Here is a 25,325-nt window from a genome sequence, read left to right as displayed (position 1 = left end):
GCGGGGAATATCGACTGTTCGGTTAGAGGTACACGTAATCATGTTCGAAGCTCTCGACATCGGGATGAACGCACTGAATAGCGCAACAAACCTTGCTTCCGTCCTTCAGGAGGCGCCCACGCACCAGCCCGCGATTCCGGAGGGCTCCGGTGCCGCACTCGGTATCGGTCTCGCAGCAATCGGCGCAGGGTACGCCGAGCGTGGTATCGGGTCCGCAGCCGTCGGCGCGCTCGCCGAGGACTCCATCAGTACTGGTATCGCGGTCTTCCTGACCGTCCTGCCGGAGACCCTGGCGATTTTCGCGCTCGTCGCGCTCTTCGTCTAAACCGCCTACTACCTTCTTACAATGAGCTTGGAAACAGTCGTTGAGGACATCCGAGACAAAGCCCGCGCGCGTGCGGAGGAAATCCGCGAGGACGCCAAGGCCGAGGCGAACGAAATCGTCTCGCAGGCCGAAAGCGACGCCGAAGAGACGCTCGAAGAGGCAGAGCGTGCGGCAGAACGAAAGGTAGCACAGGAGCGCGAACAGGAGCTCTCCAGCGCGAAGCTCAAGGCGAAGCAAATGCGCCTCGAAGCGCGCCGAGACGCCCTCGAAGACGCTCGCGAGCGAGTCGAAGACGAGATAGCTGGTCTCTCTGGTGACGACCGTGAGGAACTCACCAGAGCGCTGCTCGACGCCGCATCGGCGGAGATCGACAGCAGCGGTGACGTGGCCGTCTACGGCCGCGCGTCCGACGAGGACCTGCTGACGGACATTCTCGCCGACTACGACGGCTACGAGTACGCTGGTGAATACGAGTGTCTCGGCGGCGTCGTCGTCGAGAGCGAGGAGAGTCGTCTCCGAGTCAACAACACGTTCGACTCGGTGCTCGAGAACGTCTGGGAGGACGAGCTCCAGGAGATCTCCACCCGTCTGTTCGACGAGGAATAATGAGTCAGACCGACAGCGGTTCGAATCCAGAGTACGTCAACGCCCGCGTCAGGGCACGTCGAGCGAAGCTGTTCGACGACGACGACTACCGGAAACTCATCCGTATGGGCCCGGGCGAAATCGCCCGCTACATGGAGGAGACCGAGTACGAGGAGTCGATGAACGCACTCGGCTCTCGCTTCAGCGGGGTCGACCTCATCGAGTACGCACTCAACCGCAATCTGGCGTCGAACTTCGAGGACATCCTCGGGTGGGCCAACGGGCGCATCTACAACCAGATCGCGGCGTATCTCCGCAAGTTCGACACGTGGAACGTGAAGACGATTCTGCGTGGCGTCTACGCGGAGAGTCCGACCGAGGAGGTCGAAGCTGACCTCATTCGTGCCGGTGAACTGGGCGACCGACGCCTCCAGCGACTGCTCGAAGCGCAGTCCATCGAGGACGTCGTCGAACAACTCTCCGACACCATCTACGGGCCGGGACTCGCCGACGCGATGGAGGAGTACGAGAACACGCAGGTTCTCGTTCCCCTCGAAAACGCGGTCGACCGCGCTTTCTACGAACACCTGCTCGAAGCAGTCGGCACCGTCGAAGACGTCGACAGTCCGGCCGCACTGTACAAGGAGTTCCTGCAGGCAGAAATCGACTTCCGGAACGTTCGGAACGCCCTGCGACTCGCCCGCAGTGGGTCGGACGTCGACCCCGCAGAGTACTACATCGAGGGTGGTCGCCTGTTCGACGCGGACGAACTCGCACAGCTAGTGAACAACACGGACGAACTGGTCGCACGCATCCGCGACAGTCCGTACGGGAGTCAGCTGTCGACCGCGCTCAACGACCTCGAGCAGGCAGAGAGCCTCATCGGGTTCGAGCGCGCGCTCGACGCAGCGCTACAGGAGTACGCTGACCACCTCTCCCACGTGTTCCCGCTCTCTATCTGTCCCGTGCTGGCGTATCTCATCGCCAAAGAGCGCGAGATAGACAACATCCGCGCCATCGCACGTGGCAAGGAAGCGGGACTCGACGAAGACGAAATCGAAGCGGAGCTGGTCACGATATGAGCCAGGAGATAGCCGTCATCGGCAGTCCGGAGTTCACCACCGGGTTCCGACTCGCCGGCGTACGCAAGTTCGAGAGCGTCCCCGAGGACGAGAAAGGGAAAGAACTCGACGACGCCGTCCGCCGAGTCGCCCGCGACGAGGGCGTCGGCATCGTCGTTATTCACTCCGACGACCTCGACTACCTCTCGCGTGAACCGCGCAGCATCGTCGACACGAGCGTCGAGCCCGTGTTCGTCACGCTGGGTGGCGAGGGGAGCAACAGTGGACTGAGAGACCAGATCAAGCGAGCCATCGGTATCGACCTGATGGACGAAGACTGAAATCATGAGCCAAGCAACAGAAACCGACACTGTCCGTGAGGACGGTGTCATCGAGAGCGTGAGTGGTCCCGTCGTGACCGCCACGGACCTCGGTGCCCGCATGAACGACGTCGTCTACGTCGGCGACGAAGGTCTGATGGGCGAGGTCATCGAAATCGAAGGGAACCTGACCACGATTCAGGTGTACGAAGAGACCTCCGGCGTCGGCCCCGGCGAACCCGTCGAGAACACGGGCGAGCCGCTGTCGGTCGACCTCGGGCCGGGCATGCTCGACACTATCTACGACGGTGTCCAGCGCCCGCTCGACGAACTGGAGGAGAAGATGAACTCGGCGTTCCTCGACCGTGGTGTCGACGCGCCGGGTATCGACCTGGAGAAGCAGTGGGACTTCGAGCCCGAAGTCTCCGAGGGCGACGAGGTCGCCCCCGGTGACGTCGTCGGTGTCGTCGAAGAGACCATCACCATCGACCACAAGGTCATGGTCCCGCCGGGCTACGAGGGTGGCGAGGTCGCCACCATCGAGGCGGGTAGCTTCACCGTCGAGGACACCGTCGTCGAACTCGATAACGGTGAGGAGATCCAGATGCTGCAGGAGTGGCCGGTCCGTGAGGCCCGTCCGACCGCAGACAAGAAGACGCCGAAGACGCCGCTCGTCTCCGGGCAGCGTATCCTCGACGGCCTGTTCCCGCTCGCGAAGGGTGGGACGGCCGCGATTCCGGGGCCGTTCGGCTCGGGGAAGACCGTCACGCAGCAGTCGCTGGCGAAGTTCTCCGACGCGGACATCGTCGTCTACATCGGCTGCGGTGAGCGCGGCAACGAGATGACGGAAGTCATCGACGACTTCCCGGAACTGCCCGACCCGCAGACCGGGAACGCGCTGATGGCACGGACGTGCCTCATCGCGAACACGTCGAACATGCCGGTCGCAGCGCGTGAATCCTGTGTGTACACGGGTATCACCATCGCGGAGTTCTACCGCGACATGGGGTACGACGTGGCACTCATGGCCGACTCCACCTCCCGGTGGGCAGAGGCCATGCGCGAGATTTCCTCCCGGCTGGAGGAGATGCCCGGTGAGGAGGGCTACCCTGCGTACCTCGCCGCGCGTCTCTCGCAGTTCTACGAGCGTGCAGGCTACTTCGAGAACATCAACGAGTCCGAAGGTTCGATTTCGGTCATCGGCGCAGTCTCGCCCCCGGGCGGTGACTTCTCCGAGCCGGTCACCCAGAACACGCTCCGTATCGTGAAGACGTTCTGGGCGCTGGACGCCGACCTCGCAGAGCGTCGGCACTTCCCGGCCATCAACTGGAACGAGTCGTACTCGCTCTACAAGGAGCAGCTCGACCCGTGGTACCGAGAGAACGTCGCAGAGGACTACCCCGAGATTCGGCAGTGGGGTGTCGACATCCTCGACGAGGAGAGCGAACTCCAAGAGATCGTTCAGCTCGTCGGTAAGGACGCGCTGCCGGCCGACCAGCAGCTGACGCTGGAAGTCGCACGGTACATCCGTGAGGCGTGGCTGCAGCAGAACGCGTTCATCGAGGTCGACCAGTACTGCCCGCCGGAGAAGACCTACCAGATTCTGCTCGCCATCAAGCACTTCCACGACGAGGCCTTCGAGGCGCTCGACGCGGGTGTGCCGGTCGAGGAGATTCAGGCCATCGACTCCGCACCGCAGCTCAACCGTATCTCGACGACGGAAGACGAAGACGTCGACGAGTTCGTCGGCGACCTGCGTGAGAACATCACGGAACAGCTCCGCGCCCTCTACTAACAATGAAAGAATACCAAACCATCACCGATATCAGCGGCCCCTTGGTGTTCGCCGAGGTCGACGAGCCGATCGGCTACGACGAGATCGTGGAGATCGAGACGCCCGACGGCGAGACCAAGCGTGGCCAGGTCCTCGAATCGAGCGACGGTCTCGTCTCGATTCAGGTGTTCGAAGGAACGACGGGTATCGACCGCAAGTCGTCGGTTCGCTTCCTGGGCGAGACGATGAAGATGCCCATCACGGAAGACCTGCTCGGACGCGTCCTCGACGGGTCCGGCAACCCCATCGACGGCGGTCCCGACATCGTCCCGGACGAGCGTCGTGACATCGTCGGTGCGGCTATCAACCCGTACTCCCGGGAGTACCCCGAGGAGTTCATCCAGACCGGTGTGTCCGCCATCGACGGCATGAACACGCTGGTTCGTGGCCAGAAGCTGCCCATCTTCTCGGGCTCTGGCCTGCCGCACAACGACCTCGCACTCCAGATTGCCCGTCAGGCGACGGTGCCGGAGGACGCAGGCGACGACGACGAAGGCTCCGAGTTCGCAGTTATCTTCGGTGCGATGGGTATCACCGCGGAAGAGGCGAACGAGTTCATGGAGGACTTCGAGCGCACCGGTGCACTGGAGCGCTCCGTCGTCTTCATGAACCTCGCGGACGACCCCGCAGTCGAGCGGACGGTCACGCCGCGACTCGCACTCACTACGGCAGAGTACCTCGCGTTCGACAAGGGCTACCACGTGCTGGTCGTCCTGACGGACATGACGAACTACTGTGAGGCACTGCGTGAAATCGGTGCCGCGCGTGAGGAGGTCCCGGGCCGTCGTGGCTACCCCGGGTACATGTACACTGACCTTGCACAGCTCTACGAGCGTGCCGGTCGTATCAAGGGTCGTGAAGGGTCTGTCACGCAGATCCCCATCCTCACGATGCCGGGTGACGACGAGACGCACCCGATTCCCGACCTGACTGGCTACATCACCGAGGGCCAGATCATGATGGACCGCGACCTCAACTCGCAGGGTGTCACGCCGCCGGTCAACGTGCTCCCGTCGCTGTCGCGCCTGATGGACGACGGTATCGGTGAGGGCCTCACCCGTGAGGACCACGCTGACGTGTCCGACCAGATGTACGCCGCGTACGCAGAAGGTGAGGACCTTCGTGACCTGGTGAACATCGTCGGTCGCGAAGCGCTCTCCGAGCGTGACGCCAAGTACCTCGACTTCGCGGACCTCTTCGAGGAGCAGTTCGCGAATCAGGGCTTCCACACCGACCGCTCCATCGAGGAGACGCTCGAAATCGGCTGGGACCTGCTCTCGACGCTCCCGAAGACGGAACTCAACCGTGTCGACGAGGACCTCATCGAGGAACACTACCGCGAAGACGTCGAAGCGGAAACCGTCGAAGCGTAAACTCGGATTTGATTTTCTCTCTTTCGTGCACTACCGTCGTGAGCGACGGCTGTCGTCGGCGTCGTCGGTCGTCCAGCCAGAGTCAGTCGACCAGTCGTCGCCATCGGCACTCGACCGGCCCTGTTCGCCTGGCCAGTCGTCCTCGCTCGACCGTCTGTCCTTTCTGACCGTGCGTTCGGCGTCGGCGCGGTCCATCACGGTCGGGTTCTTCGTCTCGTCCTGAATGAGGACGTACAGGAGTAGTGGTCCAGCGACGGCGAGTACGAGGACCAGAACGAGGGTGAAACTGGCGGCTGCAGACACGAATATTGATTCGCACCAGTGACAGAAAACCTTTAGGTCAGTGCTCGGTACGGTCGCGTATGGCAGATGCAAGCAGACGGTCTACCGGTGGTTGTCCGAAGTGTGGGTCTCGCGGGACGGAAGTCGACACCATCTCGACGACGGGTTCGGGGCTCTCGAAGATGTTCGACATCCAGAACCGCCGGTTCAAGGTCATCTCCTGTACGAACTGTGGCTACTCCGAACTGTACAAGGGGACGTCGGACGGCGACCTCGTCGACCTCTTCTTCGGGTAACTGGTCGACCGGCGACGCGGCGAGGACGTGCGAGAATGCGGCCGCTCACGCGGGCGCGCGCAGACGCAATCGTAAAGGGTTAACAGGCTGGCTGTGCAACCCCCTCGTAATGGCCAACGACGTCAAGCCGACCCGCAAGAACTTGATGGCGATCGAAGATCGCATCGAGTTGTCCGAGCGGGGGCACGACACGCTCGAACAGAAGCGTGACGGTCTCATCATGGAGTTCATGGACATCCTGGACCAGGCACAGGACGTCCGTTCGAACCTCGAAGGCAACTACGAAACCGCCCAGAAGAAGATCAACATGGCCCGCGCCATGGAGGGCGACATGAGTGTTCGGGGTGCCGCTGCGGCGCTCAAGGAACACCCGGAGATTACGACGGAGTCGCGCAACATCATGGGCGTCGTCGTTCCCGAAATCGAGTCCTCGAAGGTGAAGAAGAACCTGAACGACCGTGGCTACGGGCTGCTCGGGACCTCGGCACGTATCGACGAGGCCGCCGAGGCGTACGAGGAACTCCTCGAATCCATCATCCTCGCCGCCGAGGTCGAGACGGCGATGAAGAAGATGCTCACCGAAATCGAGACGACCAAGCGCCGTGTCAACGCACTGGAGTTCAAGCTCCTGCCCGAACTCAAAGAGAATCAGGAGTTCATCGAGCAGAAGCTCGAAGAACAGGAGCGTGAAGAGATCTTCCGCATGAAGAAGATCAAGAACAAGAAAGAGCGCGAGGAGAAGGAAGCGCGCGAGGCCGAAGCAGAGGAGGCTGAAGCCGACGCGAGCGCGGTCGCGGCGACCAACTGAGAACGACGCCTGTTCTGCGGGTCCGTTTCACCCGAACCGCCGACTAGTTTTTAGCCGATGGGGTGTCTTCCTGTCGGTATGCAGTGTTCAGCCTGCCGTTCGGAGACTGTGTCGTTCGTGATACCGGCCGAGGACGTGGAGTACGCCCCGGGCGGGAGCGAGACAGCAGCCATCTGTACGTCGTGTTTGCAGGTCCAGCCGACCGACGAGACGGCTCCCGACGCGGACTTCTCGCGCGTGAGCGAGGCGTTTCCGAGCGACGACGAGGCGGCGGCCGAACTCGCACTCGTCATCGGGTTGTTCTCGTCGCTCGCACTCAATCGTGGGAAGATAGAGGTGTTGCTAGAGCGTATCGAAGAGCGCGGCGTCGACCCGATGCTCGCACTCGAAGAGTTGGAGAACGACACTAGCCTGAGCCCGTCGGTCGCCATCGGTCGCAGACGGCAACAGCTAGAGCAGTTGTTGGAGTAGGCTGAGAGACGGAGAGACGAGTGCGCGAGCTTAGACGCCGGTAGAGTAGCGCAGAATCCCGGCGATGCCACCGAACGCGTTGAGGAGCTGTTCGCCCTTCTCGAAGTCCGTGGAGATGAACTTCGTCTCGGTCCCGCGCTCGTCGGCGATGCCCATGAGGAACTCGATGACGTCTTCGCGGTATTCGGCTTCGACCTCGGTGCCGTTCTCGCACTCGTGCATCGGCGTGTTCTTGCGGTGGTCGATGACCTCGTACTCCTCTTGGCCGTCGCACTCGTAGACGGCCACGTCGTCGCGGAGGTCCTCGGAGATGAGCAGGCTTTCGACGGAGCCCATCACGAGGTTCTGGCGGGTCGGCTCGAACCCGTAGGTCGCCTTGTTGCCGTTGTGGAGCTGTTTGAAGAACGTCTCCATCAGCTCTTTGTCCTCCATGATTTCGGCGTCGGCCAGTACGTCGGACGCGTTGTCGACGAGGTCGTGGAGCCCGGACTCGTCGGTGTAGGCCACGTCGAACTTACCGAGGACGATGTCCTGCAGTTCGTGGTGGAGGTAGTCGCCGTCGAGGAACTCGTCTTTTGTCGGCGAGGGCCCGCCGACGAGGATGCCGTCCATCTCGTGGCGTTCGGGGACGAACAGTTCGTCGGCCATCTCGGCGACTTCCTGATAGAAGTTGTCGATGGCTTCGAGGCGCAGGCGGGCGAAACGCTGGGCGGACTGGCCACCTTTTCGCTGCTTGCCGGGGACGAGCGAACTCGCTGACTTGACCGGGACGATGCGCTTGCCCTTGAGCCAGCCGACGTTGGCCTCACGTCGGTCGAGGACGATGAGACCGTACAGGCCCTTGTCGGCGAGCATGTGCTCCAGCGGTTCGGTCAGGAACGACGAGTCGCAGTGGTAGCGGAACGACTCGACGGGTTCCGGCGGCGATTCGAGCACCTTGGTGACCATGTCGGTCTGGCCGCCGCCGGAGTTGATGGCACCCGAGAACAGCACCATCCCGTCTTTCGGCGGGTTCTTGTAGTAGCGCAGGCGGTCTTTGATGCTGGTGAGTGCGTCCTGCACGTTCGTCCGCGTCTGTTTGGACTTGATGTTCGCCGCTTCACTGTGTTCTTGCGTGACGTGGGCGACCACGTCGCTGATCATCTTGTCCTCCGGCACGTAGATAGTGACGAGTTGCGTCCCCGACCCTTCGTAGTCCTGAAGCTCTTCGATGACCTTCTGGAACTCGTACTTTTTTCGGTCGGACGGTGTCTCGCCCTCGTCTCCACTCATTGGTGCTTCTAGACCACGCAGGCGGTAAGTAACTGTTCTTTGTCGCACGAGCGGTATCGTGTGGCACGGTTTCCGGTGTTGGTTGCTGGTCGCTCGTCGTCGGTCAATCGGTGGTGCGTCACCGTCGTCGCTGTCCCCTGAGTCGGGAACTGGTTCACTAGCGCTGATGGAACATGACCGCAGCCACGCCCTCCCCAACCGATTCGTTCGACTCGCTTCGCTCGTCTCACTCATCCCTCGCGCGGCTACAGCTCGCGAGCCTCACTTATAGTTCGGCTACGCGAGCCAGCGCGCGCCATAGTGTCTGTGTAGCCAGTCGTCGCAGCCCCTCGCAACCCTTCAAGTACGAACAGGCGGCCACAGCCGTCGTGCGATAGCGAGTGTGACCGGCGAGTCGAGGCGGGTGTGTGGCGCGCCGCCGGTCGACCTGACGGCCACGTGCCACCTGCTCGCCACAGTGGTTCGAGTGCCGACAGTCGCCCGGCCGTGCTACGGCGTCGCCCTCAATGATTTATTAGTCGCCCGGGACTCTACCCAACTAGAATGACCACGCAGGAGACTGTGTACGCTATCGCCAGCGGAAAGGGGGGCGTCGGCAAGACGACGACGACGGTAAACCTCGGCACTGCGCTCGCGGGTGCCGGGAACCGCGTCGTCATCGTCGACGTCGACCTCGGCATGGCAAACCTCGCAGGGTTCGTCAGCCTCAACGCGGGCGATACGACACTTCACGAGGTGTTGGCTGGCGACGCCGACGTGATGGACGCGACGTACGAGTTGGCGAACGGCATCTGGGCGGTACCGAGTGGCATCGACCTCGACAGTTACGCGGGCGTGCAGACGGAGAACCTCCGCGACGTGGTCGCGGGACTGCGCGAGGAGTTCGACTTCGTCCTGCTCGACGTCGGCGCAGGTGTGAGCCACGAGACCGTCCTCCCGCTCGGGTTGGCCGACTCGGTCATCCTCGTCTCGACGCCGGAACCCGCGTCGATTCAGGACGCGCGCAAGACGTGCGAACTCACCGACCGCGCAGGTGGCTCGCTGGCTGGGCTCGTCCTCACGCGCACTCGCCCCGCGGGTGACATCGACCACGAGCAAATCGCCGAGCGACTCGACCTCCCGCTGCTGGTGACCATTCCGGAGGACACGAGCGTTCGCGAGAGCGTCTACGCCGGGACGCCGCTGGTCGTCCACGAACCACGGAGTCCGGCCTCGCGGGCGTATCGCTACCTCGCTGCGCGACTCCTCGGCACCGCCTCGGCGGACGAGCGACCGCGCTTTACCAAACAGCAGCGCGAGCGACAGCCCTCGCCGGACGCCGACGGCGGCGGTTCCGACGACGATGACGACCCGAAGGACGGTGCGCAGGCCGCCAGCGAGGACGACGTGTCGGCTGCCATCTCGGAGATAGACGGCGACGAGATGACCGAGAGCGATGGTGGCGAGCCACAGCGCGTCGAGATTCCCGACGCCGAGGCCGACGGCGGCACGGACGCCTCACAGTCAGCGGTCGACGACGCACTGCCCGCAGGAGACGAGAACGTCGGTGATGACGAAGATGAAGACGACGACAGCGGCGGGCTTCTCGGTGGCGGGCTCCTCGGCTGACTGTCGCTGCGCTGCGTCTCTCGACACTGTCTGTTGGCCACTATTCTTACTGGCACGCGACAGCGCATTCGAACGTGTCGCCGCGAGTTCGGGTTCGTGAAAACAGTCGAAACGAGTCAGTCGACCGGCGAAACGAGTCGGTCGGCCGGTCCTACATCGAGTGCGGCGCAGCCACACCGAGGATGGAGAGCGCGTTGGCGATGGTGTGACGGGACGCGTTGACGAGCGCGATGCGGGCCTGACGCACGTCGTCGTCTTCTTCCTTGAGCACCGGGCACTCGCGATAGAACGCGTTGAACGTCTCAGCGAAGGTGCGCGTGTACGTCGCCACGGTGTGTGGTTCGAGGTCGTCGGCGGCTTCCTCGACGATGGCCGGGAAGCGCGCGATGACACGAAGGAGGTCCTTGGATGCCTGTTCGTGCAGTGCATCGGCGTCGATACTGTCCGGAATCTCCTCGGCGTCGTCGAGGATGCCACAGGTGCGGGCGTGGACGTACTGGACGTACGGCGCGGACTGGGCCTCGAAGTCGAGTGCCTGGTCCCACTCGAACGTGATGGCCTTCGTCGGCTGTTTCGAAACGATGTCGTAGCGGACCGCGCCGATACCGACCTGATGGGCGATGCGCTCGATGTCCTCCTCGGTGAGGTCGTCGTCGCGGATGCGGTCTTCCATGCGCGTCTCGACTTCTTCGCGGGCACGGTCGATGGCCTCGTCGAGCAGGTCGTCGAGGTCGACGCCGGTGCCACGGCGAGTGGACATCCCGAGCCCTCCTGGTAGATTGACCCACGAGAAGATGACGTTCGACAGTTTGTCGGTGTCGTTCCCGAGGAGGTCGAGCGTCGTCTGGAGCTGGTCGGCCTGCAGTTTGTGGTCCTCACCGAGGACGGTGACGGCCCGGTCGTAGTTCGCGAACTTCCACTCGTGGTGGGCGAGGTCGCGGGTCGTGTAGAGGCTGGTGTCGTCCGAGCGCAGGAACACCATGTTCTTCTCGATGCCGTGGCTGGTCAGGTCGAGTTGCCAGGCGTCCTCCTCGTAGACCGCTTCGTCGAGTTCCTTGAGGCGGTCTACGAGGTCGTCGGTCGAGCCGTCGAACATGAATCGGGTCTCTTTGACGAACTCGTCGAACTCGGCTGGGAGGCGGGCGAGGCACTCGCGCATCCCGGAGAGGACCTGGTCGACGACGGTCGAGACGCGTTCGTACGTCTCCTCGTCGCCTTCTTCGAGGCCTTGCATGATGGCCTGAATCTCGGATTCGGCCTCGTCGACCTTGTCTGCGGGACCGTCTTCGAGGAACGCGTTGCCCTTGCGGTAGTAGCGAACGAGGTCGTACTCGATGCGGTCGCGCTCGGGTTCGGAGTCGAGGTCTTCCTCGTCGAAGGTCTCGTACGCCCAGGTGAACACGGCCATCTGGCGGCCGGCGTCGTTCACGTAGTAGTGGCGGTCCACGTCGTAGCCAGCATAGTCGAGCGCGTTCGCGACGGCATCGCCGAGGATGGGGTTTCGCGCACGGCCGACGTGGACCGGCCCGGTCGGGTTCGCGGAGGTGTGCTCGACGACGACCGACTCGTCTTTCGACGGCAGGTTGCCGTAGTCCTCGGCCTGCCCGGCGTCGAGCGTCCCGCGGAAGTAGGACGTGCTGGGCAGGACGTTGATGTAGGGGCCTTGCGTCCCTATTTCACCGATGTACTCGTAGTCGTCGGGGTCGATTTCGCTCGCGACGTCGGCGGCCACTTTCGGCGGCGGCGCGCCGACCTCGCTAGCGAGGCGGAAGGCGACGCTCGAGGCCAAGACGGCCGGGACGTCTTCCGGTGGCTCCTCGATACCGAGGTCGTCCGTGGGGAGGTCGAGCGCCGAGAGCGCCGTCGTGAGGGCGTCTTCGACCTCCGCCCGAAGCTGCAGGAACATACGCCCACGTACCTCACTCTGCCGTAAAGGGGTTTCTGAATGGTCGGCTTCGGCGTTCCCGCAGCAGTCCGCTCGCCCGGACACTCTCGCTCTCCGGACTGTTTCGGGGTGGTCCGCAGAATCGCCAGCCAGCAGGTCGGTCGCAACGGAGCGAAACGGTGAACGAGCGACCTTACGGGGTGAGTAGGAAAAAGCCCCCAGTCCCAACGCCAGAGCAATGACCCGACTGCAAAAGCTGCTGACAGTGTTCGGCCTCGTCCTACTCGTCAGTGGGCTGACCGTCGCACTTGTCGGGCCCGACATGGCGTCGTCGCCGGAGGTTTCGGACGTCGACGCCTCGTTCGGGCAGACGGGCGCGGACGACGGTGGGGACGCACCGGCCGAGTCGACCGAGTCACCAGACGACGGTGACGGCCGTGTGACCGAGACGGCGCAGGCGACCGAAACGGCGACTGCGCCCCCGACCACGGCGGACTCGGGCGACGATAGCGAGGACGACGTGGCAGAGTGGGTCGAAGAGGAAGAAGACGGAGTACTCGACGACGAAGACGGTCCGGAAGCGGGCGAAAAGAAGGGCCACGAGAAAGGCGAGGACGACGGCCCGCCCGGGCAGGAAAAGAAAGACGACGAAGACGATGACGACGACAGTCGGTGGGGTGACGATGGAGACGACCAGACGGGAGACGAAGACAGTGACGACGACGACCGGTGGTGGGACGATGATGACGAGGACGAAGAGCAGGAAGGCGAAGACGACGAGGACGACGATGACGACGGCTGGGACTGGGGCGACGACAGCGTCGTCGGGACGCTCCTGTAACCAGTCCGCTCCCCGCCGCTGACCAGTTCGTTTTTCCCCACGGCGACCGAATCACGGCCCAATGAGTGACTCGGAGGAGGCCGGAGACGGGCCGATGCAGGTCTCCAGCCCGAACTACCACAGCGTCAACCACACCGCCGCACAGACCTGCGGCTGGACGAAGAACGCGCTGTCCGGCGACGGAAAGTGTTACAAGTACGCCTTCTACGGTATCGAATCGCATCGCTGCATCCAGATGACCCCGGTCGTGAAGTGCAACGAGCGCTGCGTGTTCTGCTGGCGCGACCACTCGGGCCACGCCTACGAGTTCGGCGACGTGGAGTGGGACGACCCGGCGGCGGTCGCCGACGCCAGCCTCGAACTCCAGCGAAAGCTGTTGTCGGGCTACGGCGGGAACGACGAGGTGCCGCGAGACGTGTTCGAGCAGGCGATGGAGCCGCGCCACGTCGCCATCTCGCTCGACGGCGAGCCGACGCTGTACCCGTACCTGCCCGAACTCATCGACGAGTTCCACGAGCGAGACATCACCACGTTCCTCGTCTCGAACGGGACGAACCCCGACCTCATCGAGCGATGTGACCCGACGCAACTGTACGTCTCGGTCGACGCCGCGGAGCGACACACCTTCGACAACGTGGTCAAGGCAGTCGAAGACGACGCCTGGGAACGACTCGTCGACACGATGGACGTACTGGCCGAGAAGGACGACACTCGAACCGTCATCCGGACGACGCTGGTCGAGGGCGAGAACATGAAAGACCCCGACTGGTACGCGGCCTTTTACGACCGGGCCGACCCCGACTTCGTCGAGTTGAAAGCGTACATGCACGTCGGTCACTCGCGCGGCCGCCTCGACCGGTCGTCGATGCCAGACCACGAGGACGTTCTGACGTTCACCGAAGCCGTCGGCGAACACATGCCCGAACACGACACTATCAAAGACGTGCCGCAGTCGCGGGTTGCACTGCTCGCCCGAGACGACGACACGTGGGTTCCGAAACTGAACAAAGACAGTGACTTCTGGGAACGGGACCCACTCGTCGAATACTGAGAAATATTGCCGGATATCTAACTGATTTGGTCGTAGTGTTTTGTAGGCACTTTCCGTACGGTCTCCTCATGGGTGAGGACGAACTGCGTTCTGGAGCAGTTACCGAGGGCAAGGGATCGCCAGCTAACCACAATCTGATCGGGAGTAAAGGGGACCTAGAGCAGGCACTCGAACGAGTCATCAGAGAGGCACAGACGAACGGTGTCTCGATTCAGGGCGGCTACGACCTCATCGACGAACACACTGGCCACCCCGAGTTGACTATCGAGATTAGCGAGATTCAAAAGCGATAGTCGCCGCGGCGACTTCACGTCTTATCGTCGGAGCCGAAGGACCACTGTACAGCCGTCGGCTTCGTCGACGAACGTCAGTTCACCGTCGAGCGAGCGTACTGCGGCAGCGACGATCCACAGCCCCAGCCCGCTCCCGTGTTCGAGTTGTGTGATGTCGCGCTCACCCTGGACGAGTTGTCGCTCACGTCTGGGGATACCCGGCCCGTCGTCGTCGACGCGAATCTCGACGAACGATTCGCCGACGGACGCGCTGACCGTGACGGTGTTCGCAGTGGCTGGGTCCGGCGGTGACTCCTCGGCCGCGCCGTCACCGTCTGGACTGACGCCATGTTCGACCGCGTTTTCCAGCAGGTTTTCGAGCGCCAGTTCGAGTCGGTCGTCGGCGACGGCGGTGGCCGTCTCGGGGAAGTCGGTAACGAACTCGACAGCGGGAAAGGTCTCCCGGGCAGCGGAGATGCAGGATTCGATCCGTGGCATGACGTCGTTCCGGTCAGGCTCGGTGTCAGTCCGTTCAGCGACGACCCGTTCGAGCGTTCGCGCTTTGGCGCTGAGGTTCTCTATCGCGGTGACTGCCCGCCGCAGTTCGGTCACCGCGGTCTGGTCGCCGACCTGCTCGGCCAACAGGTCAGTATAGCCTCGGACGAGCGTGAGTTCTGTCCGCAGGTTGTGCCGGAGGACGGTGTGCAGAATCTGGAGTCGTCGTTCGCGCTCCTTCTGGTCGGTGATGTCGGTGTAGATGCCGTACCCGTCGCGGCCCTCGCCGTCGTCGACCCGATAACTGATACCCCGAAAGAGGAAATCTCGTTCCCCGGTCGCGGTCTTTCGGCGGACTTCGCCGGTCACGAGGTCACTGTCCGCCGACGCTTTGTCGAGGTGTTTGGCCTCTTCTTCCGCGTCGTCGGGGACGATGAGGTCGTTGATGGACCGCCCGACGACCATCGACGGTTCGTAGCCGAACACGCGCTCGAACGCCGGATTGATCCGGTCGACGAGCGGCTCGTCACCGTCGAACGTGTTCTCGACGACCGGGTCGGGGATGTGTTCGAACAAGTGCTGAAACCGCTCGTTCTCCGCTTCCAGCTCTTCGCGTGTTTGCTGGAGATCGGAGATGTCACGGACGACGCCGACTGCGCCCGAGAACCCGGCCTCGTCGCTCGGGAGCAGCGTGAGTTCGACTTCGCAGGGAACCCGGTCGCCGTCTGTGGTTTCGACCGTCGCCTCGATGGTGATGCTGCCCTGTCGGTAGCCGGCGACGAGCGAGTCTATCTTCGACTCGGCACGGCGCATGTCGGCCGAATCGAGGAACCGCGCCGGCTGGTCGCCGACGATTTCGTCGCGGTCACAGCCGACGAACGCCGCGAACGGTGCGGTGACGTAGCTGTAGCGACCGGTCGAGTCGATGACGAACACCATGTCGTTGACGTTCTCGAGGACGGTCTCGTACTCGCGAAGTCGCTCTTGACTCGCGGCGCGTTCGAGTGCGGCCGTGGCGTTCGCGGCGAGGACGTCGAGGACGCCCTCGCTGACTTCGTCGACCGGATTCGGGTCGCTCGACCCGACACAGACGACCCCGTAATCGCCGAGTTTGACGTGTCGAGCGGCGCGCACAGGTCTGTCGTCGATAGACCCCTCGGCGGCTCGGTTCTCGGTGAGCGCGACGTTCGAAGCAGCCGCGTCCAACTCGGCTGGCATGTCGCTGTCGCGACTGTAACTCGCGACGGTACGGAGTTCGTCCGTCTCGTCGTCGTACAGTCGGACGACGATGTACGGGAAGGAAAACACCGATTCGGCGGCGTCTACGACGACTTCTGCCACGTCTTCGGCGTCCTCGGTGAACATGAGGCGTCGTGTGCTGTCGAGCAGGTCGTCGAGCATCGATTCGCGACGTTTCCGGTCGGTCACGTCCCGGAAGTAGACCGAGAGGCCGTCGCTCGCGGGATAGGCGTTCACCTCCAGCCAACTCGACAGTGCATCGGCGTAGCGTTCGAACGAGACCGGCTCTTGCTGTTCGATGGCCCAACGACACTCTTCGACGAACGGCTTCGCACTCTCTTGGTCGAGCACGTCACGCACGTCTTCGCCGATGAGGTCGTCGACGGTACTCCCGAAGACCGACGCAGCACGGTGGTTGGCGTACGTGAGACGGAACTCGTCGTCGATGGCGAGGAACGCGTCGTCGATTCGTTCGAGAACCTGCTCGAACTGTTCGGCTGCGCGTTCTCGTTCGTCTTCGGCGTGGCGGTGTTCCAGTGCCTCACTGAACCAGTCGACCATCACCTCGACGAACCGGCGCTCGGCCGGCGAAAAGTCGATGTCGCGGGCCGCGTCGTCGGCGAAACAGAGCGTCCCGTACAGCGTCCCATCGACGTCGAGTCGGCCGCCGAGGTAACAGCCGAGGCCGAACCGCTCGTACGCCGGGTCGTCCGCGAGTTCGATAGACGCGTCTCGATAGCCGACGAGACCGTCCGACTCAACCGTGTGGCGACAGTAGCTCTCCTCGATAGGGGCGTCTGCGCCGCTCGTGAGGCTGGGATAGTCGCCGGTCGCGGTCACGATTCGTTGTCGGCCATCACGGATTCGCGTCACGAAGCCGACAGAGAGGCCGAGGTACTCACAGCCCAGGTCGAGCAGTCGCTCGGCCGTCGTCTCGAACTCAGCCCCGTGGTCGGTGACGATTTCGTGGAGACGGTGGAGTGCCCGTTGTTGGTCGTCTGGAACCGGGTCGTCGGTATCGGTGGCTGACGCGGTATCGGCGGTCGACGCGGCGTCGTCGAGGACGGCGTCGACACACGACCAGAGGTCGTCGCCGTAGCAGTAACGGTCGATACCGATGGCGGTCGCGTCGCTCGCGACGTGCCCATCTGGGTCAGCCGTGTGGACGACGACTGGGAGTGCTGAAACGCACTGGACGACTGCACGAAGGACAGCGAATCGTTCGGACTGGCCGGGAAGTGGAGCCTCACACACGAGGCAATCGGGCCCCTCGTCGGCGACCACGTCGGCGACAGCTGCTGGGTTCGTCGACTCGTCGACCGGGACGTGTTCGACCGCATAGCTGGCGTCGTCGTTCGGGGCCACGAGACCGCTCACGTCGGCAGGGGCGAGCCACAGCACGGACTGGCTCGGCATGACTTCTTCTCGTGCGGAGTGGAGCACTGTGCAGGGTTAATGGTTCTGGCTCGGTCTGTTTGGCCGGTATCGGTGGTCTTTAGTCTCTGGTTGGGAACTTACAACCAGAGTCACGTTTCTCAACGGCTATCACGGTCTTGTGGCAAGCCATCTCATATTTGGAACTGTTTCCACATCCGTTACGCTTATCCGGTGTCCGTTCGAAGCCTCGCGTATGTCAGAATCTGCGTCGTTTTCGGTCGGACACGACGAACTCGCCGTCGCCAAACTGCTGGCCCTCGACGGGGCTATCGACGGCGAGGTGAAGGTGTCGTGTGCCGCCCTCGCCGAGCGACTCGACGCCTCTAACCAGACCGCGTCACGCCGCCTCCAGCGCCTCGAAGACGCGGGCTACGTCACCCGTGAAACCGTCAGCGACGGACAGTGGGTCACCATCACCGAGACGGGCGAGCGTGCCCTCCGCAGTGAGTACGAGGATTACCGAACCGTCTTCGAAGGCCGCTCCAGCGTCGAACTGACCGGTCGCGTCACCAGTGGGATGGGCGAAGGTCGCCACTACATCTCGCTGTCCGGGTACATGACGCAGTTCACCGACCGCCTCGGCTACGAGCCGTTCGCGGGCACCCTGAACGTCGAACTCGGTTCGGAGAGCGTCCGTCGCCGCGCCGCCATGGAGTCGATGGAGCCCGTCCACATCGACGGGTGGGAAGACGACGACCGGACGTACGGTCCGTGTGTCTGCTACCCGGCGACCGTCGAGACGGTCGACGGCGAGCGCTACGAGAACGCCCACACCATCGCACCGGAGCGGACACACCACGACGAGGACCAACTGGAGATTATCGCGCCCGAGAAACTCCGCGAGGTACTCGACCTGGGCGACGACGACCACGTGACGGTCTACGTGGAGGAGCAGTAGATGTCCCGCAGCCAGCAGTCCGAAGCCGACGCCGAGGCGTCCGTCGACCGCGCGCTCGCCGCCTTCCGCGCGGGGGAACCGGTCTGTATCCACGACGCCGCCGACCGTGAGGGAGAGACGGACATCGTCTACCCTGCCCACGGCGTGACGGCCGAGGCCGTCGCCCGCATGCGAAACGACGCCGGTGGCCTCGTCTGCGTCGCGCTCTCCGACGACGTGGCGGACGCGTTCGACCTCCCGTTCGTGCAGGACGAACTCGACCACCCGCTCACCGCCGACCACGAACTCGGCTACGACGAGCGCTCGTCGTTCTCGCTCACGGTGAACCACCGCGACACCTTCACGGGCATCCCGGACTCGGACCGCGCGCTGACCATCACGAAACTCGCCGAGGCCGCTGACGACCCCGAGGGCTTCCCCTTCGTCGAGGAGTTCCGCGCGCCGGGCCACGTCCACCTGCTCCGGGCCGCCCCGCGCCTGCTCGACCAGCGACTCGGTCACACCGAACTCGGCATCGCGCTGGCCGAAGCGGCCGACGTGCCGGCCGCCGTCGTCGTCTGTGAGATGCTCGACGACGCGACCGGTGAAGCCCTGACCCCCGCCGACGCCCGTGCCTACGCGAATCGCGAGGGTATCCCCTACGTCGAAGGGGCCGACCTCGTAGCGCGACTCGGATAACGACCGCCTACTCCTGTCGCATTCGTAGAACGCACCTGTCTACGTTGCAGTTCGAACCTGTTGTGGAGCCTGCACTTTCTCGCTCACCGGGTGGAGATGACACACTGCCTCGACATCCCGGCCAGAACGACGGTATTGGTTCGAATTCGCACATAAAATTCTTGTGGCCGTCGTGAGCAGTTCGAGTATGCACACTTCGTCGCGGGTCACCGCCGGACCCGCCGCCGCGCGTCGCCGCCACTTAGTCGTCTCGAATTCCTCCTCCCCCGGCACGGCGGCACCAGCCCGCCGGCCGGGCCAGTGAGATGTCGTCCGTGCGCCGCGACGACGAATTCCCCGTCGACGAAGCCAGCCACGACGAGACTGATGACGGCGGCTCGGCGACCGGTCAGACGCTGAAGATTCGGCTCGAATCGGCCGAGGAGTTCTACGCCCGGCTCGGCTCGGGCGACAACGAAGCACTCAGCGTCCGTAGCGAGGAAGAACTCGGTCGCTTGCTCGCGCCCTCGCACCTGCGGATGCTCCGTATCATCGGCGACCAGCACCCCACGACTATCGCCGCCGTCGCCGACACCGAGGGCCGCGACCCGGAGGAAGTCGAGCGCGTCCTCTCGGTGCTGGCCCAGTACGACCTGCTCACACTCGCAGAACACGGCGACGCGGTCCGTCCGATTCCGCGGTACGACGAACTGCAAATCGAGGTTCCGCTGTAAGCGACCAGACGGGTTTCGCGGTGCGGCGATATTCTTCACGACCACCCTGGCGCGCGCTGACGTGTGTCTCGCGCGAAGCGCGAGGCCACGAGTCGTAGCCGCGCGAGGGATGAGTCAGCCGAGCGAAGCGACGGCTGGCGAATCGGTTGGGGAGGATGTGGCTGCGGACATGTACCGTCGTGATTCGTGGTCCGCTCGTCCAGGCTCGCAATACCGATTGCAGACCACGCAAGCAGGTGTTCGTCGCTACGTTCTCGAATCGTGACCGACGTTTCTACACCGGCCCAATCACCCATAGACGACCGACTCGACTCGGAAACGCTTTTACGCGCACCGACTTGTGTATCGAATATGGCTAAGTTCGAAGCTGCGGAAAAGCGGTCCCTCGAGAAGATGATTTGCATGAAGTGCAACGCTCGTAACCCGAAGCGAGCCGAGAAGTGCCGCAAATGCGGCTACCAGAAGCTTCGCCCGAAGGCGAAGGAAAAGCGCGCCGCGTAAGCGCGTTCGCTTCTTGCGGTTTCTCCCGTCGAACAGCGACCGCTCTCTCGAACAGTCTCGACAGCCACGGCCCGTACTTTTGGACGACCGCGCGACGCAGTGCAGCACGATTTTCGCCCGCGACTTACTGCTCGTCGGGGTACTTCGACTCACGACGCTCGGCCCGCGAGAGCGCCGTCTCTACCACGTCGCGCACGTCGCCGTGGAACACGTCGCCGTGGCCCGCGTAGAGGTGTTCGACGCCTTCGGGCATCCGGTCCAGCAGGTGTTTGATACTCTCGACGAGGCGTTCGCGCGACTGCCCGGCCATGTCGGTGCGTCCGAAGCTACCGTAGTCGAAGGCGGCGTCGTTGTGGACGACCACGTCGCCCGAGAAGAGCGTGGTGTCGCTGACGAACGAGAGGTGGTCCGCGGCGTGGCCCGGCGTGTAGACGGCCTCGAAAGTCTCGTCGCCGATTTCTACGAAGTCGCCGTCGTCGAGTTCGTGCGTGCGAAGTGGGTGTTCGGCGTAGGCGTAGCAGTCACAGTCGAAGGCCTCCATGACGGCGTTCAGTTGCCCGAGATGGTCGCCGTGTTGGTGCGTGAGGACGACCTGGTCGAGGTGGTCCGTATGCTCGCGGATTTCGTCGACCACCCCGTCCATGGCTCCGGCGTCGACGAGCGTCGTCCGGCCGCCGGTGACGAGATATGCGTTACACGTGAACACGTCTGCGCCGGCGGTGACGTGGTGGACGTTCATATAGGGGCAGTCGGGAGGGACCTTGAAAACGGTGACGGGCCTTGTGTGTTGGTACGCTAACTCATGGCCGTGATATTTTTAGGTCTATAACGATTATGCCTTCATGTATGGGCTTCGGGAGCTACGACGAATCTGAACAATCGAACCAGAGCATCGACACAGACCTAAACGAGGACGATTCGGTATCGACACGCGACGCGGCACACGAGGGCAGAGTAGAATTCGACAACGGCGCATCGAACGACGAACTTCTCGATAGGCTCAAAGACATCAAGTCCAAAGAGTAATCCTTGCAGATGAAGCCCGGGGTGCGTGCGCTGGGTGTCGCTGAGTCGTTTCGGGAGGACGACAGCACGCTCGCCGGGGTCGTCGTCAGGGCGAATCGGGTGGTAGACGGTCTGTCTTTTTCGCGGTGTACGGTCGGTGGGACCGACGTGACCGAGAGCGTCGTCGACCTGTACGAGCGACTCGGCCGCGAAGACGTACGCTACGTCGTGGTGTCAGGTATCGCGCTGGCGTGGTACAACATTCTCGATATGCGTGAACTCGCTCGCCGCGTCGACCGGCCGGTACTCTCGGTCACCTACGAAGCCAGCCCGGGTCTCGAAGCGGCCATCCGCGAGGTGTTCTCCGGCGAAGACCGGGACGAGCGACTCGAAATCTACCGACGGCAGCCGGGCCGTGACCCTGTCGTCGTCAACGGCGAGACGGTGTACGTCCGGGCCGTCGGCGTCGACCCGACCGAGGCGCGCGACGTGGTCCGGGCGTTCACGCCGGAAGGCGGTCGCCCGGAACCGCTGCGGGTCGCCCGGTTCGCCGCGCGGGCCGGTGACGCGCTCCGCAGGGATTAGGTACTCTCCGCACGCCTGCTGGCACATGGAGAACATGGAGGGTCTCGACGTGACCCACTGCGAGCGCTGCCCGGAACTCTGTGAGTCTCGCAGTCGCATCGTCAACGGGGTCGGCCCGGCCGACGCCGACGTGCTGTTCGTCGGCGAGGCCCCCGGCGCACAAGAGGACGCAGAGGGCGAACCGTTCGTCGGTCGCTCCGGCGACGTGCTCGACGAGGTGCTTCGAACCGTCGGCCTCGACCGCGAGACGATACGCATCACGAACTGTGTGCGGTGTCGCCCGCCGGACAACCGCGACCCGCGCAAGGAAGAACTAGCGAACTGTCGTGGCTACCTCGAACACGAAATCGACCTGCTCGACCCCGAAGTCATCGTCACGCTCGGGAAGGTTCCCGCCGAACATCTGCTCGGTCGCTCGGTCGCCGTGACGAAAGAGACCGGCAGCGTCGAAGAGATCCGCATCGCGGACGCGCCGCGTCGCGTGCTGCTCTGTCTGCACCCGGCGGCGACGCTGTACGACCGAAGCCAGCGCGAACCGTTCGAGGAGACGCTCGCGGAAGCCGCGACGCTGGCGGGCGTAAGTACGGGTGAAAACGGAAGCGGTCAGTCGCGGTTGGGCGAATTCTAACTCTTCTGGGTGCCCAGCCACTTGTTCGCATCGAACAGGTCACGAACCACGTCGAAGAAGCTCTTACCCTCGGTCTCACCGGGGCGCAGACGCGCACGGATACGCGAGGAGAGCAGTTCGACGCTGATGACGATGAGGACGACCATCAGCAGGCCCGCGGCTGCCTGTGCGTAGGCGTCTGGCGTCCCGAACTGCAGTTTGAGCTTGATGTACTGGCCGAGACCACCGGCCCCGACGACGCCGAGGCTGATGGCGATACGCGTGTTGATTTCGAGGACGTACAGCGTCCACGCGATGAACGAGGTCGAGACCTGACTCAGCATCCCGAAGACGACCGTCTGCGGGCGCGAGGCACCCGTCGAGTTGATGGCCTCGATGGGACCGTCGTCGATCTCTTCGAGTTCGTCGGTGAACAGCCGGCCGAGGTTCCCGATGGTGTCGACCGCGATGGCCACGATGGCGGACTTCGCGGAGATACCGAACAGCGCGATGAAGATGAACACCCACACCAGTGCGGGCACCGCACGGATGGTGGACATCACACCACGGAACATGAAGTTGAACGGGAACGGGGTCACACGCTCGGAGCCGAGTACACCGAACATCAGTGCCATCGGGAAGCCGATGACGGTCCCAGTGAAGCCGACGATGATGGTCGTGATGGCTGCCGGGATGAGGATGGAGCCGCTGGAGTCCGTCGCGAACGCGGCTTCGCTGACCGTCCACGGGTGCGTCAGGGTGTAGACGATGGCGTCGAATCCACCGATACCTTTGTCCTTGGTCGCGGCGGTCAGGTCGACGAAGTCGGGGGAGAGGAACTTCGTGACGCTGTCGAGCCAGACGGGGAACTGGCGAACCAGTTCGGCCAGCGTGAACCCGACGTAGGTCATGCCGAGTCCCGTCAGTGCGAGGACGGTGATGACCCCGAATATGCTGACGAGTCGCTTCGTCCGCCGTTTCCGTTCGATACGCTCTTTGACTTGCTGGATGTTGCTCGTCGCCATTGTCACATCTCCGCGAGGTTCTCGGCCGCGTTCTCCGCACCGTCTTCGCCGTAGTAGATACGGTCGACCACGTCCATCGTCAGGTCCTCCTTGCCGCCGTCGAACACCACCTTCCCGTCGCGCAGTCCGATGAAGCGCTCACCGAACTCGCGGGCGATGTTGACCTGGTGCAGCGAGACGATGGAGGTCAGGTTGCGCTCCTCGGCTGCGACTTTGAGGTAGCGCATGACTTCCTGTGCCGCCTTCGGGTCGAGACTCGCGACTGGCTCGTCGGCCAGCAGCAGCTCGGGGTCCTGCGTGAGTGCCCGCGCGATACCGACGCGCTGTTGTTGCCCACCGGACATCGAGCCGGCGCGCTGGTCTGCTTCGTCGAGGAGGCCGACCGTGTCGAGGGCCTCCAGTGCCATCGTCTCGTCGCTCTCGTCGTAGTTCGTCAGCAGGCTGTCGGCCGTGCCCGTGCGGCTGAGTGCGCCCGTGAGCGCGTTGCGGTACGCGCTCATCGATTCGACGAGGTAGTGCATCTGGAACACCATCGAGACGTCGGAACGAGTGCCCGTGACCTCGCTGTCGTCCATCGAGAGAGTGCCTCTCGTCGGTCTGGTCAAGCCGTTGAGTATCCTGAGGAGCGTCGATTTCCCCGCACCCGAGGGGCCGAGGAGGATGACGAACTCCCCGTCCGGGATGTCGAACGAGACGTCTTCCAACGCCACGGTGTCCTCCCCGTAGATTTTGGTTAGCTCCTCTGCAGTTACTGTTGCCATTTATCGTTGTAATTCCTTGCCAGTAAATTAGTGAAAAGGTTATGCTTTCGACCGATGCGCCGTGAGCTCCGTTTAGCTCTTGAAGACGTCCTGCCCGTAGCCGAGTTCGTTGGCCACGTCGACGACCGGCTGGTACGTGTCGACGCCGCGCTCGCGGACACCGTCGAACCAGATGTCGTCGTCGTTACCCTCGGTTCCGTCTTCACCGTAGTACATCTCCTTGGGTGCCTTCGTGAACGCCTCGGTAATCTTCGTCTTCTCCTCGTCGGAGAGACCCGGGCTGACGACGATGGGTGCACGCGGGATGCCGTCGGTCGAGGTGACCTCGCGGAGGCCCTCTGCGTACTCGCTCTCCTCGCCAGCGGCGATGAAGTAGCCGACACCGGCGGCGTCAGCCTGCCCGCTGTTGAGTGCCTCGATGGCGGACGCGTGACTGGACCACTGGGGTTCGAAGTTCGCGCCCTTCGCGCTTCCCGGCGTCTCCGGGATTTTCAGACCGGCCTTCTTCAGCATGTACAGCGGGTACAGCGACCCGGACGCCGAGAGCGCGTCGGCGAACGCGACCGTCTTGCCCTCGAGGTCTGCGGGCTCCTCGACGTCGGAGTCCTCCTTCGTGACGATGACCGATTTGTACGTCCAGCCACCGTAGGCCTGCCGCTGGAGGATGATCTCGGCTTTGTCCGTCTCCACGCCGAGTGCGGCCGCGAACGGGCCAGTCTCCGCGAGGTCGGCCGTGCCGGACTCCATCGCGTTGAGCGTCGCGGCGTAGTCGGAGGCGTACGTGACGCCGACCTCGTCGACCGCGTCGATGTAGTCGTTCAGTCGGTTCTTGACCGGCGTGTACTGGGCCATCATCTGGTCCTGCGGTTCGGTCGGCGAGAGCAGGAACTTGATGCTCCCGTCGTGGTACGCCTGGTCACCGAAGGAACCGAGACATCCCGCTGTGCCTGTCAGTCCTGCTGCCCCTGCCACACCTGCCGCCTTCAGGAAATCGCGTCGACTTTCCATAGCGAATCAATTCATAGTTCTTGATTGTCGTCTTAAAGATTCCTAATCTCTCTCCGTATGACTATGTAGCTTCATCTTTTAACATTTTG

Annotated in this window: 28 protein-coding genes; 20 read left to right on the top strand and 8 right to left on the bottom strand. The window is 63.5% G+C overall.

The features are described 5' to 3' along the window. Positions 1–40: 40 nt before the first annotated feature. Genes ACSC1P_RS08615 through ACSC1P_RS08590 form a run of 6 tightly spaced genes read left to right on the top strand, consistent with a single transcriptional unit; the run spans position 41 to position 5,498 of the window. Positions 41–325, top strand: coding sequence for a hypothetical protein (locus ACSC1P_RS08615; protein ID WP_435359735.1), 285 nt, complete (start codon positions 41–43; stop codon positions 323–325). 21 nt (positions 326–346) lie between these two features. Then, positions 347–931 carry a V-type ATP synthase subunit E gene (locus tag ACSC1P_RS08610; protein WP_435359734.1) on the top strand — a complete coding sequence of 195 codons (585 nt, stop codon included), beginning with the start codon at positions 347–349 and terminating at the stop codon, positions 929–931. Then, the gene (locus ACSC1P_RS08605) at positions 931–1,992 is read left to right on the top strand and encodes a V-type ATP synthase subunit C (RefSeq protein ID WP_435359733.1); all 1,062 of its coding nucleotides are present in this window, start codon (positions 931–933) and stop codon (positions 1,990–1,992) included. Before ACSC1P_RS08610 ends, ACSC1P_RS08605 begins: the two co-directional genes overlap by 1 nt. Beyond that, positions 1,989–2,312: a V-type ATP synthase subunit F gene (locus ACSC1P_RS08600; RefSeq protein ID WP_435359732.1), complete on the top strand. Its 324-nt coding sequence runs from the start codon at positions 1,989–1,991 to the stop codon at positions 2,310–2,312. The genes ACSC1P_RS08605 and ACSC1P_RS08600 overlap by 4 nt, the downstream gene beginning before the upstream one ends. A 4-nt stretch (positions 2,313–2,316) precedes the next feature. Beyond that, positions 2,317–4,086: an ATP synthase subunit A gene (locus ACSC1P_RS08595; protein ID WP_435359731.1), complete on the top strand. Its 1,770-nt coding sequence runs from the start codon at positions 2,317–2,319 to the stop codon at positions 4,084–4,086. 2 nt (positions 4,087–4,088) lie between these two features. Continuing rightward, complete coding sequence (locus ACSC1P_RS08590; protein WP_435359730.1) at positions 4,089–5,498, top strand: ATP synthase subunit B; 1,410 nt, start codon at positions 4,089–4,091, stop codon at positions 5,496–5,498. Between the two features lie 30 nt (positions 5,499–5,528). Here the strand turns inward: ACSC1P_RS08590 and ACSC1P_RS08585 are convergent, their stop codons facing one another. After that, positions 5,529–5,801: a DUF8143 family protein gene (locus ACSC1P_RS08585; protein ID WP_435359729.1), complete on the bottom strand. Its 273-nt coding sequence runs from the start codon at positions 5,799–5,801 to the stop codon at positions 5,529–5,531. 59 nt (positions 5,802–5,860) lie between these two features. Between ACSC1P_RS08585 and ACSC1P_RS08580 the strand changes: the two genes are divergently transcribed. The 3 genes from ACSC1P_RS08580 (at position 5,861) to ACSC1P_RS08570 (ending at position 7,355) form a co-directional block, all read left to right on the top strand. Beyond that, complete coding sequence (locus ACSC1P_RS08580; RefSeq protein WP_435359728.1) at positions 5,861–6,076, top strand: zinc ribbon domain-containing protein; 216 nt, start codon at positions 5,861–5,863, stop codon at positions 6,074–6,076. Between the two features lie 109 nt (positions 6,077–6,185). After that, on the top strand, positions 6,186–6,884 hold the full coding sequence (locus ACSC1P_RS08575; RefSeq protein WP_435359727.1) for a V-type ATP synthase subunit D: 699 nt from the start codon (positions 6,186–6,188) through the stop codon (positions 6,882–6,884). A 78-nt stretch (positions 6,885–6,962) separates the two neighbouring features. After that, positions 6,963–7,355 carry a DUF6276 family protein gene (locus ACSC1P_RS08570; protein ID WP_435359726.1) on the top strand — a complete coding sequence of 131 codons (393 nt, stop codon included), beginning with the start codon at positions 6,963–6,965 and terminating at the stop codon, positions 7,353–7,355. A 30-nt stretch (positions 7,356–7,385) separates the two neighbouring features. Here ACSC1P_RS08570 and prf1 read toward each other — a convergent pair whose 3' ends face one another. Further along, positions 7,386–8,627 carry a peptide chain release factor aRF-1 gene (gene prf1, locus ACSC1P_RS08565; protein WP_435359725.1) on the bottom strand — a complete coding sequence of 414 codons (1,242 nt, stop codon included), beginning with the start codon at positions 8,625–8,627 and terminating at the stop codon, positions 7,386–7,388. Between the two features lie 543 nt (positions 8,628–9,170). Between prf1 and minD the strand changes: the two genes are divergently transcribed. After that, complete coding sequence (minD, locus tag ACSC1P_RS08560; RefSeq protein WP_435359724.1) at positions 9,171–10,235, top strand: cell division ATPase MinD; 1,065 nt, start codon at positions 9,171–9,173, stop codon at positions 10,233–10,235. Between the two features lie 151 nt (positions 10,236–10,386). On the opposite strand, the gene argS is transcribed toward minD, so the two are convergent. Next, positions 10,387–12,141 carry an arginine--tRNA ligase gene (gene argS, locus ACSC1P_RS08555; RefSeq protein ID WP_435359723.1) on the bottom strand — a complete coding sequence of 585 codons (1,755 nt, stop codon included), beginning with the start codon at positions 12,139–12,141 and terminating at the stop codon, positions 10,387–10,389. 217 nt (positions 12,142–12,358) lie between these two features. Here argS and ACSC1P_RS08550 point away from each other — a divergent pair, with 217 nt between their 5' ends. From ACSC1P_RS08550 to ACSC1P_RS08540, 3 genes are all read left to right on the top strand, one after another. Beyond that, positions 12,359–12,961 carry a hypothetical protein gene (locus ACSC1P_RS08550; RefSeq protein WP_435359722.1) on the top strand — a complete coding sequence of 201 codons (603 nt, stop codon included), beginning with the start codon at positions 12,359–12,361 and terminating at the stop codon, positions 12,959–12,961. A 61-nt stretch (positions 12,962–13,022) separates the two neighbouring features. After that, entirely contained in the window at positions 13,023–14,012 is a 990-nt protein-coding gene (gene twy1, locus ACSC1P_RS08545) for a 4-demethylwyosine synthase TYW1 (protein ID WP_435359721.1), read from the top strand. A 68-nt stretch (positions 14,013–14,080) separates the two neighbouring features. After that, positions 14,081–14,305 carry a hypothetical protein gene (locus ACSC1P_RS08540; protein WP_435359720.1) on the top strand — a complete coding sequence of 75 codons (225 nt, stop codon included), beginning with the start codon at positions 14,081–14,083 and terminating at the stop codon, positions 14,303–14,305. A 21-nt stretch (positions 14,306–14,326) separates the two neighbouring features. Here the strand turns inward: ACSC1P_RS08540 and ACSC1P_RS08535 are convergent, their stop codons facing one another. Continuing rightward, positions 14,327–17,434 (bottom strand): PAS domain S-box protein, encoded by a 3,108-nt coding sequence (locus ACSC1P_RS08535; RefSeq protein WP_435359719.1) that lies wholly within the window; start codon positions 17,432–17,434, stop codon positions 14,327–14,329. Between the two features lie 214 nt (positions 17,435–17,648). Between ACSC1P_RS08535 and ACSC1P_RS08530 the strand changes: the two genes are divergently transcribed. From ACSC1P_RS08530 to ACSC1P_RS08515, 4 genes are all read left to right on the top strand, one after another. Next, entirely contained in the window at positions 17,649–18,353 is a 705-nt protein-coding gene (locus tag ACSC1P_RS08530; RefSeq protein WP_435359718.1) for a DUF120 domain-containing protein, read from the top strand. Continuing rightward, positions 18,354–19,031, top strand: coding sequence for a 3,4-dihydroxy-2-butanone-4-phosphate synthase (gene ribB, locus ACSC1P_RS08525; RefSeq protein ID WP_435359717.1), 678 nt, complete (start codon positions 18,354–18,356; stop codon positions 19,029–19,031). Between the two features lie 314 nt (positions 19,032–19,345). Continuing rightward, positions 19,346–19,744, top strand: coding sequence for an HVO_A0114 family putative DNA-binding protein (locus tag ACSC1P_RS08520; RefSeq protein WP_435359716.1), 399 nt, complete (start codon positions 19,346–19,348; stop codon positions 19,742–19,744). 351 nt (positions 19,745–20,095) lie between these two features. Next, positions 20,096–20,245 carry a 50S ribosomal protein L40e gene (locus ACSC1P_RS08515; RefSeq protein WP_435359715.1) on the top strand — a complete coding sequence of 50 codons (150 nt, stop codon included), beginning with the start codon at positions 20,096–20,098 and terminating at the stop codon, positions 20,243–20,245. Between the two features lie 124 nt (positions 20,246–20,369). On the opposite strand, the gene ACSC1P_RS08510 is transcribed toward ACSC1P_RS08515, so the two are convergent. Then, positions 20,370–20,984, bottom strand: a complete 615-nt coding sequence (locus ACSC1P_RS08510) for an MBL fold metallo-hydrolase (protein ID WP_435359714.1) — start codon at positions 20,982–20,984, stop codon at positions 20,370–20,372. Between the two features lie 107 nt (positions 20,985–21,091). Between ACSC1P_RS08510 and ACSC1P_RS08505 the strand changes: the two genes are divergently transcribed. Genes ACSC1P_RS08505 through ACSC1P_RS08495 form a run of 3 tightly spaced genes read left to right on the top strand, consistent with a single transcriptional unit; the run spans position 21,092 to position 22,463 of the window. Next, a complete protein-coding gene (locus tag ACSC1P_RS08505; protein ID WP_435359713.1) occupies positions 21,092–21,271 on the top strand; it encodes a DUF5786 family protein in 180 nt (59 codons plus the stop codon). A gap of 9 nt (positions 21,272–21,280) precedes the next feature. Beyond that, the gene (locus ACSC1P_RS08500; RefSeq protein ID WP_435359712.1) at positions 21,281–21,835 is read left to right on the top strand and encodes an endonuclease dU; all 555 of its coding nucleotides are present in this window, start codon (positions 21,281–21,283) and stop codon (positions 21,833–21,835) included. Positions 21,836–21,860: 25 nt separating this feature from the next. After that, the gene (locus ACSC1P_RS08495; RefSeq protein WP_435359711.1) at positions 21,861–22,463 is read left to right on the top strand and encodes a uracil-DNA glycosylase; all 603 of its coding nucleotides are present in this window, start codon (positions 21,861–21,863) and stop codon (positions 22,461–22,463) included. Here the strand turns inward: ACSC1P_RS08495 and ACSC1P_RS08490 are convergent. The 3 genes from ACSC1P_RS08490 to ACSC1P_RS08480 form a co-directional block, all read right to left on the bottom strand. Beyond that, entirely contained in the window at positions 22,460–23,467 is a 1,008-nt protein-coding gene (locus ACSC1P_RS08490) for a PhnE/PtxC family ABC transporter permease (RefSeq protein WP_435359710.1), read from the bottom strand. The genes ACSC1P_RS08495 and ACSC1P_RS08490 overlap by 4 nt on opposite strands. A 2-nt stretch (positions 23,468–23,469) precedes the next feature. Beyond that, positions 23,470–24,228 (bottom strand): phosphonate ABC transporter ATP-binding protein, encoded by a 759-nt coding sequence (locus ACSC1P_RS08485; protein WP_435359709.1) that lies wholly within the window; start codon positions 24,226–24,228, stop codon positions 23,470–23,472. A gap of 72 nt (positions 24,229–24,300) precedes the next feature. Then, a complete protein-coding gene (locus ACSC1P_RS08480) occupies positions 24,301–25,236 on the bottom strand; it encodes a phosphate/phosphite/phosphonate ABC transporter substrate-binding protein (RefSeq protein WP_435359708.1) in 936 nt (311 codons plus the stop codon). Positions 25,237–25,325 lie beyond the last annotated feature (89 nt).

Origin of the sequence: Haloarchaeobius caseinilyticus, assembly GCF_051207395.1 — an archaeon.
Taxonomy (GTDB): Archaea; Halobacteriota; Halobacteria; order Halobacteriales; family Natrialbaceae; genus Haloarchaeobius.
Note: the sequence above shows the minus strand (reverse complement) of the source record. Positions and strands in the feature narration are given on the sequence as shown.

What these genes read in the sequence shown, in the direction of transcription:
- ACSC1P_RS08615 (WP_435359735.1), top strand. Translation starts at nt 41, where the DNA reads ATGTTCGAAGCTCTCGACATCGGGATGAACGCACTGAATAGCGCAACA.
- ACSC1P_RS08610 (WP_435359734.1), top strand. Translation starts at nt 347, where the DNA reads ATGAGCTTGGAAACAGTCGTTGAGGACATCCGAGACAAAGCCCGCGCG.
- ACSC1P_RS08605 (WP_435359733.1), top strand. Translation starts at nt 931, where the DNA reads ATGAGTCAGACCGACAGCGGTTCGAATCCAGAGTACGTCAACGCCCGC.
- ACSC1P_RS08600 (WP_435359732.1), top strand. Translation starts at nt 1,989, where the DNA reads ATGAGCCAGGAGATAGCCGTCATCGGCAGTCCGGAGTTCACCACCGGG.
- ACSC1P_RS08595 (WP_435359731.1), top strand. Translation starts at nt 2,317, where the DNA reads ATGAGCCAAGCAACAGAAACCGACACTGTCCGTGAGGACGGTGTCATC.
- ACSC1P_RS08590 (WP_435359730.1), top strand. Translation starts at nt 4,089, where the DNA reads ATGAAAGAATACCAAACCATCACCGATATCAGCGGCCCCTTGGTGTTC.
- ACSC1P_RS08580 (WP_435359728.1), top strand. Translation starts at nt 5,861, where the DNA reads ATGGCAGATGCAAGCAGACGGTCTACCGGTGGTTGTCCGAAGTGTGGG.
- ACSC1P_RS08575 (WP_435359727.1), top strand. Translation starts at nt 6,186, where the DNA reads ATGGCCAACGACGTCAAGCCGACCCGCAAGAACTTGATGGCGATCGAA.
- ACSC1P_RS08570 (WP_435359726.1), top strand. Translation starts at nt 6,963, where the DNA reads ATGCAGTGTTCAGCCTGCCGTTCGGAGACTGTGTCGTTCGTGATACCG.
- prf1 (WP_435359725.1), bottom strand. Translation starts at nt 8,627, where the DNA reads ATGAGTGGAGACGAGGGCGAGACACCGTCCGACCGAAAAAAGTACGAG.
- minD (WP_435359724.1), top strand. Translation starts at nt 9,171, where the DNA reads ATGACCACGCAGGAGACTGTGTACGCTATCGCCAGCGGAAAGGGGGGC.
- argS (WP_435359723.1), bottom strand. Translation starts at nt 12,141, where the DNA reads ATGTTCCTGCAGCTTCGGGCGGAGGTCGAAGACGCCCTCACGACGGCG.
- ACSC1P_RS08550 (WP_435359722.1), top strand. Translation starts at nt 12,359, where the DNA reads ATGACCCGACTGCAAAAGCTGCTGACAGTGTTCGGCCTCGTCCTACTC.
- twy1 (WP_435359721.1), top strand. Translation starts at nt 13,023, where the DNA reads ATGAGTGACTCGGAGGAGGCCGGAGACGGGCCGATGCAGGTCTCCAGC.
- ACSC1P_RS08540 (WP_435359720.1), top strand. Translation starts at nt 14,081, where the DNA reads ATGGGTGAGGACGAACTGCGTTCTGGAGCAGTTACCGAGGGCAAGGGA.
- ACSC1P_RS08535 (WP_435359719.1), bottom strand. Translation starts at nt 17,434, where the DNA reads ATGCCGAGCCAGTCCGTGCTGTGGCTCGCCCCTGCCGACGTGAGCGGT.
- ACSC1P_RS08530 (WP_435359718.1), top strand. Translation starts at nt 17,649, where the DNA reads ATGTCAGAATCTGCGTCGTTTTCGGTCGGACACGACGAACTCGCCGTC.
- ribB (WP_435359717.1), top strand. Translation starts at nt 18,354, where the DNA reads ATGTCCCGCAGCCAGCAGTCCGAAGCCGACGCCGAGGCGTCCGTCGAC.
- ACSC1P_RS08515 (WP_435359715.1), top strand. Translation starts at nt 20,096, where the DNA reads ATGGCTAAGTTCGAAGCTGCGGAAAAGCGGTCCCTCGAGAAGATGATT.
- ACSC1P_RS08510 (WP_435359714.1), bottom strand. Translation starts at nt 20,984, where the DNA reads ATGAACGTCCACCACGTCACCGCCGGCGCAGACGTGTTCACGTGTAAC.
- ACSC1P_RS08505 (WP_435359713.1), top strand. Translation starts at nt 21,092, where the DNA reads ATGGGCTTCGGGAGCTACGACGAATCTGAACAATCGAACCAGAGCATC.
- ACSC1P_RS08500 (WP_435359712.1), top strand. Translation starts at nt 21,281, where the DNA reads ATGAAGCCCGGGGTGCGTGCGCTGGGTGTCGCTGAGTCGTTTCGGGAG.
- ACSC1P_RS08495 (WP_435359711.1), top strand. Translation starts at nt 21,861, where the DNA reads ATGGAGAACATGGAGGGTCTCGACGTGACCCACTGCGAGCGCTGCCCG.
- ACSC1P_RS08490 (WP_435359710.1), bottom strand. Translation starts at nt 23,467, where the DNA reads ATGGCGACGAGCAACATCCAGCAAGTCAAAGAGCGTATCGAACGGAAA.
- ACSC1P_RS08485 (WP_435359709.1), bottom strand. Translation starts at nt 24,228, where the DNA reads ATGGCAACAGTAACTGCAGAGGAGCTAACCAAAATCTACGGGGAGGAC.
- ACSC1P_RS08480 (WP_435359708.1), bottom strand. Translation starts at nt 25,236, where the DNA reads ATGGAAAGTCGACGCGATTTCCTGAAGGCGGCAGGTGTGGCAGGGGCA.